General features: G+C 35.0%; 7 protein-coding genes. 4 read left to right on the top strand and 3 right to left on the bottom strand.

Annotated elements, in window-relative coordinates:
• Nucleotides 1-263: 263 nt before the first annotated feature.
• Nucleotides 264-2,135 carry a methyl-accepting chemotaxis protein gene (locus KEM10_RS19815; protein ID WP_212218597.1) on the top strand — a complete coding sequence of 624 codons (1,872 nt, stop codon included), beginning with the start codon at nt 264-266 and terminating at the stop codon, nt 2,133-2,135.
• A 53-nt stretch (nt 2,136-2,188) separates the two neighbouring features.
• On the opposite strand, the gene sucD is transcribed toward KEM10_RS19815, so the two are convergent.
• Nucleotides 2,189-3,061: a succinate--CoA ligase subunit alpha gene (sucD, locus tag KEM10_RS19820; protein ID WP_212218600.1), complete on the bottom strand. Its 873-nt coding sequence runs from the start codon at nt 3,059-3,061 to the stop codon at nt 2,189-2,191.
• 249 nt (nt 3,062-3,310) lie between these two features.
• On the opposite strand from sucD, the gene KEM10_RS19825 reads away from it, so the two are divergent.
• From KEM10_RS19825 to mnmE, 3 genes are all read left to right on the top strand, one after another.
• Nucleotides 3,311-4,405: a gamma-glutamyl-gamma-aminobutyrate hydrolase family protein gene (locus tag KEM10_RS19825; RefSeq protein WP_212218603.1), complete on the top strand. Its 1,095-nt coding sequence runs from the start codon at nt 3,311-3,313 to the stop codon at nt 4,403-4,405.
• Nucleotides 4,406-4,416: 11 nt separating this feature from the next.
• Nucleotides 4,417-5,028, top strand: a complete 612-nt coding sequence (locus KEM10_RS19830) for a leucine-rich repeat domain-containing protein (RefSeq protein ID WP_212218606.1) — start codon at nt 4,417-4,419, stop codon at nt 5,026-5,028.
• An 84-nt stretch (nt 5,029-5,112) separates the two neighbouring features.
• Nucleotides 5,113-6,522, top strand: coding sequence for a tRNA uridine-5-carboxymethylaminomethyl(34) synthesis GTPase MnmE (gene mnmE, locus KEM10_RS19835; protein WP_212218609.1), 1,410 nt, complete (start codon nt 5,113-5,115; stop codon nt 6,520-6,522).
• A gap of 511 nt (nt 6,523-7,033) precedes the next feature.
• Here the strand turns inward: mnmE and KEM10_RS19840 are convergent.
• Entirely contained in the window at nt 7,034-7,354 is a 321-nt protein-coding gene (locus KEM10_RS19840) for an HNH endonuclease signature motif containing protein (RefSeq protein ID WP_212218612.1), read from the bottom strand.
• Nucleotides 7,355-7,394: 40 nt separating this feature from the next.
• Nucleotides 7,395-7,733, bottom strand: a 339-nt coding sequence (locus tag KEM10_RS19845) for a hypothetical protein (protein ID WP_212218615.1), incomplete at its 5' end; no start/stop codon positions are given.

Here is a 7,733-nt window from a genome sequence, read left to right on the forward strand (position 1 = left end):
CCACAAAAATATAACAATTCTGAGCTTTTTACCATATTTTTTTAAAAATGCATTCATTCAACATAAAATCATATTCATTCTTTTTCAATCAAACTCCTAATTTGCAACATACCATCAAATGATATCAGTTTAGCTTTTTTAATTATTTATTCAACAAAAAATGAACATTTGACTATTACATTAATATATTCATCAAATGAATGACTATATATATCTAAAGAAGTTTATTTTTGTTATTGTAAGGAACCCTCCATATATAATCTATGAAATTAAGCCTCAAGAGAAAGCTTTCCAGCTTCAGTATACTTGTTGTTGGTAGTCTGTTTATATTATTTCTACTGACTTCAATGTATTTCTATAAAAAGACTACCAACAGACTCAATCAACAAGCCTTAAAAGAAGCAACCCATCTGGCAGCTGAAACCATCAATAAAGAACTGAGTCTGCACCTGGGAACAGTAAGAGCCCTGGCAAGTAGCTTTGGGCACACCTTAGATTTAGGTTGGGAAACAGCTCAAACAGTATTTAACCAAAGCACGGAAGAAATAGCCGAATCAAACATTGATTATTATGGCGTATGGCATTGTTGGCAATATTCAAAAATAAAACCCGACTGGGGAAATCGTCCGGGAAGATTAATATCAGCTTACACCAGAGAAAAAGGGAAGCTGGGGTTAGTGGAGTTAGAACGTGATATTAACGGGTTAAGCCCCTCTCCTTACCATGATATTATAGCCAATAAAAAAGAAGTGATACTGGAACCCTATTGGTATAAGTTTGGTGAAGCAGTTAAAGATAGTGTATTGGAAACCACTATAGCTGTTCCTATTATTAAAGAAAATGAAGCTTGGGGTGTAGCTGCCATTGACATATCGTTAAAGTCGTTTGCTGATTATATAGCAAAACTAAAACCTTTTAAAGAATCCGTTGCTTACTTATTGTCAGCCAACGGAACAATTGTTGGAACCGATGATTATAGAAAATTAGGCAGTAATATAACTGAAATATTTCCTGAATTAAATAACCTCAACAGTACAATAGATAAAAATAAGACCAGAATCATTAAAGTTGATGGTGAAAAAACGATTATTTCAGCCACTGCAATAAAAATTGGCCAGATTGAAGAGCCCTGGCAACTGGTAGTCACTACTCCAATGTATGTCATTACCAAAGAAGCTAATACTATTCTTCAAATATTTTTGATCATAGGAATAGTTGGAATGGCCATTCTTATTGTAGTTGTTAACCTGTTCAGTAAGAAAATTATTCAACCGGTAATTAATTCAGCCGCGATAACATCAAATATTTCGGCTGGTGATTTAACTACTAAAATGACATATCGCAAAGAAAAAGATGAATTGGATATTCTTCACAATTCATTATTTGATATGACAGAAAAACTTTCTTCCGTAGTTACCTTAATCAGAGAAACAGCCGGAAAGATAAATGAATCGTCAGGAATGCTTGAAAGCGATTCACTTCACCTAACACATGCTGCCAGCTCAATGTCCAGCTCTTCGGAACAAGTTTCTTCGGCTATAGATGAAATAACTGCCAATATTGATATGAATTCTGAAAATGCAAAACAATCCGCATCGTTAAGTGCAAATACCTTACAGGGTGTTATTCATACCAATAAATCAACCCAACGACTGCGCGAAGCGATGGCAGCAGTAGCCGAACGAGTTTCAATTATACAGGATATTGCCGCACAAACCAACATACTTTCCCTAAATGCAGCTGTTGAAGCGGCACGTGCCGGAGATGCCGGTAAAGGCTTTTCTGTGGTAGCTTCAGAAGTTCGTAAACTAGCTGAAAGAAGTCAGACTGCAGCGAAAGTAATTGAAAAACTCACCAAACGAGCTTTTATAATATCAGAAAAAACAGGCTATGACATGGAAAATCTGGTTCCTGAAATGGAAAAGACAAACAACCTTGTTAACAATATTTCTGAAGCCAGTATGGAACAAAACCTGGTAATTCAACAAATATCTGATGCATTGCAGGAATTAAGTTCAGGAACACAAAAAAATGCACAAATGGCCACGCGTCTTTCTCAAAGTGCCGATACTTTAAATGCACTGGCCGACGAATTACAACGTCATGTATCTTATTTTAATATCAGTAAAAACTAAAAAAGCCGGAATATTACACCGACTCTTTTAACCAAAACTGGATACGAATTATTTTAGTTTCCTAGTGCTTTAACCATAGTTGAGCCTATATCAGCAGGCGATTCTACAACATACAAACCACATTCGCGCATAATTTTCATTTTAGCTGCTGCCGTATCATCTTTCCCTCCAATAATGGCACCGGCATGCCCCATGCGTCTTCCTTTAGGGGCTGTTTGACCAGCAATAAAGCCAACCACTGGTTTGGTACCATTTTCTTTAATCCAGTTGGCAGCATCAGTTTCCATACTTCCACCAATCTCTCCAATCATAATAATACCCTCGGTTTCCGGATCGTTCATTAATAACTCAACAGCTTCTTTAGTAGTAGTTCCAATAATAGGATCTCCACCTATACCAATACATGTACTCTGCCCCAAACCTTGTTTTGTCAATTGATCAACTGCTTCGTAGGTCAATGTACCCGAGCGACTAACTACCCCAATTGTTCCTTTTTGATGAATAAAACCGGGCATAATTCCCACTTTTGCTTCACCTGGTGTAATAACTCCCGGGCAGTTAGGTCCTATCAAACGAACATTTCTTCCATTTAAATACTGTTTTACTTTCACCATATCTGACGTGGGGATACCTTCAGTTATTGCAATAATTACCGAAATGCCTGCTTCTGCAGCTTCCATAATTGCATCAGCAGCAAATGGTGGAGGCACAAAAATGGCTGAAACGTCTGCTTTTGTTTTGTCAACGGCCTCTGCAACCGAATTAAATACTGGCAATTGCAAATGTCTTGTCCCGCCTTTTCCGGGCGTAACCCCTCCAACTACATTGGTTCCGTATTCAATCATTTGGGTGGCATGAAAAGTGCCTTCACTTCCAGTAAAACCTTGTATGATAACTTTAGAGTCTTTTTTAACTAATACACTCATAGGGTAAAAAGATTTATTAGCGTTTATAACTTAAGAGTATTGTGTATAAATTCTTACTGTAAATAACCGTTTTGTAAGTTGTTTGTTTCAATTTAATGTAAAAAAGGCATTTAAAGCATTATATAATCCTCTAAAATTAAAATCCTATTAGGAATATTACAATTTGACACATTTGAGTCGCAAGTTTTAATATCTTTACTTTCGTAATCAAAACACGTCTAATCTCGCAAAACACTGTGTGATAAAATTATGATATTCAAAAAACTGAGTATTTACTTTTTAACTTATTTATTTAGCTTTTCTGCTTTTGCAGATACTCTTCCGGATGAAATAAAAAAAAATCTTCTTATTACTCATCCAACAAAAGGAACTATTGAGGTTATTTACGCTTTACAAAATAGTGGTTTACTTGATTTAAGCGCCATTTCATTAACAGGCATCTATCATAAAGATGAAATTTACGATTATTCTCAATCAACTAAAATGCTGGATACCATCAGTTGTTTTGATATGAGTTTATTGGAAGTGACAGATACTTTATTTATTGATAGCCTGTTTTGTAACAACCAGTGTTCTGATAACTTCAGTGAACTTTTCAACAACAGTGATGGAGTCATCTTTTTTGGTGGACCAGATATTCCTCCTGCTATCTATAATGAAGAACCTCACCCAAGAACCAAAGTAACTGATTCGTATCGCCACTATTTTGAAGCATCTTTTCTGTTTCACCTGTTGGGAGGTTATCAGGATGTTGAATTCAAACCTTTACTGGATGAAAAAAAGGACTATTTTATTCTTGGCATCTGCCTTGGAATGCAGACAATGAATGTTGCTACCGGTGGTTCATTAATTCAGGATATTCCTCTTGAGATTTACAAAAGCGAAGAAACAAAAGGTCTTTCTCACCTCAATAATGAGGAGATACATCGCAACTACTATCCATACTCAACAGGTAATAAAAACGTTGTTGGTTCTCATTTTCACAAAATCAGATTTAAGGATTACTTTTTTATTGACCTATTAAATATCGATCCTAACCAAACACCTATGGTCAACAGTTATCATCATCAGGCAGTTAAAAAGTTAGGAAAAGGTTTTAAAGTTGGTGCCACATCAATGGATGAAAAAATTATAGAAGCCATGTTTCATGGACACTATCCTAATGTTATGGGTATTCAATTCCATCCAGAAAGATCACAGTTTTATTTGCTCTCTAAGAAATTTCAGTTTGAACCCAACGGCACAAAGAAAACATTAGATAAGTGGATTGATGAAGAGAGCTTAAATTTTCATTATCAATTCTGGAAATCAATTAATGCCATTTTAAACGAAAGTTTTTTATAAACCTAATATATATGTCAGACTACCAACTGATAGATAAGCTGAATTTAAAACTTAGACATCCACTTAAGCAACATCAAAAATTAACGTGGTTTTTAAGAGGTTATCAATTAGATGAAGTTGGCAATGTGACCCATTTAAATGTTTTTAAATCTGGTTTTGATAATGCTATCCCCGAAGAAGTATTTCAGTTTAAGCACCTTCAACAACTAGATTTACGAAACAACAATCTTATAGAATTACCTCAGGAGATCAATCAGTTAAAAGGATTAAACACCCTGGATATTAGACATAACCAATTGAAAGATCTTTCAATAAATCTTTCTAAACTATTGAATCTCGAAAAACTTTATTTGGCGAATAACCTCTTTGAATGCATTCCTACTGTTCTTGCCCATCTTGAAGCACTATGGTTGATTGATTTTAGCGAAAATCAAATCCACTCAGGATTGGAGCACTTATTAAAAGCAGAAATGCTAACCAACATTTACCTTAAGGACAATAAAATTGAGTCTTTCCCATTCGAAAAAATCGAAGGTTATATTGACGAGCTTGTTTTAAGTGAAAATCTAATATCTGTCTCTTCAGAATTTAAACATCCACTTATAAACAAGCTATTTTTGTAATCCTCGCTTAAACAATCACTCTAAACAGAAGTACTTTCAAAGCTATGTAACTAAATTCTTACTACTTTTGCAAAAAAGTTAGTTATGCAATTCAACGATACTATTTGCGCCATTTCTACAGCCCAGGGTATGGGAGCCATTGCGGTTATTCGCCTTTCTGGTCCGGAAAGTTTTTCTATTTGTCAGAATATTTTTAAGCCTGCCAAGAAAGGGAAAGTACTTGCTAATGAAAAGGCAAATACCATTCATTTCGGAACTATACAAGACAAAGAAACCAGTATCGATGAAGTATTAATTAGTCTTTTTAAGAATCCACATTCTTTTACAGGTGAAGATATTGCAGAAATTGCTTGTCATGGTTCACCCTACATTCAGCAACAAATTTTACAATTGTTGATTAGAAAAGGAGCCCGACTGGCCACTCCCGGAGAATTCACTCAACGCGCCTTCTTAAATGGCAAAATGGATTTAAGTCAGGCTGAAGCAGTAGCTGATTTAATTGCATCACGCAGTGAAGCTGCCCGAAGAGTTGCCTTACAACAAATGCGTGGTGGATTCTCAAACGAATTGGTTAACCTAAGAGGACAATTGTTAAACTTTATTTCATTGGTTGAGCTGGAACTAGATTTCAGCGAAGAAGATGTTGAATTTGCCAATCGTGATGAATTAACTAAGCTGGTTGACAATATCTCCGGTTTACTAACTAAGCTGATTAAATCATTCTCTTTAGGTAATGTTATTAAAAATGGTATTCCGGTGGCAATTGTTGGTCATACCAATGCCGGAAAATCAACATTATTAAATACGCTTTTACAAGAAGAGAAAGCTATTGTATCAGACATACACGGCACTACCCGTGATGTAATTGAAGACACCATTAATATTGAAGGAATTACTTTTCGCTTTATTGATACAGCAGGAATACGTGAAACGATAGATAAAATTGAAAGTCTGGGTATTGAAAGAACCTATAGTAAAATAAGTAAAGCTCAAATTGTTCTGTTGATGTTGGATGTAAATGATCCTGATGATAAGATCCATGAAGCCATTACCAACGTTAAAAACAGAATGAATGAGGGTCAACAGCTAATTGTTGTGGTAAATAAAACAGATCTATTAGAAGATAAAGTAGTTGAAAATCGATTCCATGAATCATCTTTTAGAGAGTTAGCCGAGACTGATGCAATTGTTCCTATTTCAGCAAAACATCATACTAACATTGACGGATTAACCACAGAACTACTAAAAACAGTCAACCTAACAGCCTTAGATAATGATGAAGTAATTGTAACCAATGCACGCCACTATGAAGCTCTTCAAAAATCACTAGAAGCGATTACAAGAGTATCTGAGGGCTTAACTTCTGGTATCAGCGGTGATTTCCTCGCCCAAGATATCAGAGAAGTTCTTCATTTCTTAGGTGAAATAACAGGTCAAATAAATACAGACGAAGTATTAGGTAATATCTTTAAGAATTTCTGTATCGGCAAATAGGTAGGGAAAACAAATGACAAACCATGACGAATTAATTTAAAAATCCTAGTCTACATAGGCATTACAGCCACTTTTCACATTTCCACTTTAGCACACATTAACATTTTTTGGACAAAAGTTTGGTCACTATTTGTACCTCAATTACATTTGATTTAAACGAGGTACTAATAAGGACAAATTATGAAACATTCTGAAACAACTAGAAACATTCTGAAACAATTAGAAACAAAATTAGGAGGTTGAATTATGAGCTCGAATATTCAAATCCAGCGCATTTGTTTGCACTGCGGTAATGAGTTCATTGCCAGAACAACAGTTACCAAGTTTTGTGGTCAAAAGTGTGCTTCTAAAAACTACAAAAAGAGACAACGAGAACAAAAATTAGAATCCAGTAATAAGGAAACATTAGAGGTCAAAACAATATATAATCGTGAATTTAAAATGTGCACTTTTTTCAATTTGAAATGTACATAAAAAAATAAAGGCCTGCTTTTTAACAGGCCTTTATTTTTCAAGCAAACCAAGTCTGTATTTTTTCAATATTATCAACGCCTTTTGCCGTTATAGATGTTGTTGATTTTGGATAATTATCTCCTTTTGTTCTATTATTCTGCCATTGCAATGGTTGCAAGTTATCTATATGATTTGATCCTTTAAGAGCTTCCGGCTTCATATGATCAATTTCCCAACCATATTGACTATCTGTATTCCCAAATTGACTATAGTGAATCCATGCACCGGCCATATCTTTTCGCCATTCGCTAGGTTTATTTGGAGGTACTATTGTTCCCTTTTCCCAAACTGCATCAATTTGTTCTTGTGTCCAACTCATAGTATTAGATTTAATGATTAAACCCTGAATATACTCATTTTTAGGTCACATTAACCTCATATTCTGGCTTTTCTAAACTACCACTCACACTACTCACATATCGCAGCTTATAAAGCATGATATCAGTATATCCTGCATTGTGGTTTACTTTTACTGGCATATCGTATTGAATGGATCCGGCAAATGGGTTGTATGCTTCCAGATTCTTTTCAAGCCAATCACATAATTCTATGATCGATGATTTATCAGACGTAAAATAGATGTATGAGTTATCCTTAAGTACATTCAATACATCTAAATAATCAGACAATCGCCAGTAGTTTTGATAGGTACCTACCTCAGTACTTAAGTAAGGTGGATCCACAAAGAATACCACACC

The organism is Carboxylicivirga linearis, assembly GCF_018271995.1.
Classification (GTDB): Bacteria; Bacteroidota; Bacteroidia; order Bacteroidales; family Marinilabiliaceae; genus Carboxylicivirga; species Carboxylicivirga linearis.

Excerpts from the sequence above, each read along its gene's own strand:
- KEM10_RS19815 (WP_212218597.1), top strand. The coding sequence starts at position 264 with ATGAAATTAAGCCTCAAGAGAAAGCTTTCCAGCTTCAGTATACTTGTT.
- sucD (WP_212218600.1), bottom strand. The coding sequence starts at position 3,061 with ATGAGTGTATTAGTTAAAAAAGACTCTAAAGTTATCATACAAGGTTTT.
- KEM10_RS19825 (WP_212218603.1), top strand. The coding sequence starts at position 3,311 with ATGATATTCAAAAAACTGAGTATTTACTTTTTAACTTATTTATTTAGC.
- KEM10_RS19830 (WP_212218606.1), top strand. The coding sequence starts at position 4,417 with ATGTCAGACTACCAACTGATAGATAAGCTGAATTTAAAACTTAGACAT.
- mnmE (WP_212218609.1), top strand. The coding sequence starts at position 5,113 with ATGCAATTCAACGATACTATTTGCGCCATTTCTACAGCCCAGGGTATG.
- KEM10_RS19840 (WP_212218612.1), bottom strand. The coding sequence starts at position 7,354 with ATGAGTTGGACACAAGAACAAATTGATGCAGTTTGGGAAAAGGGAACA.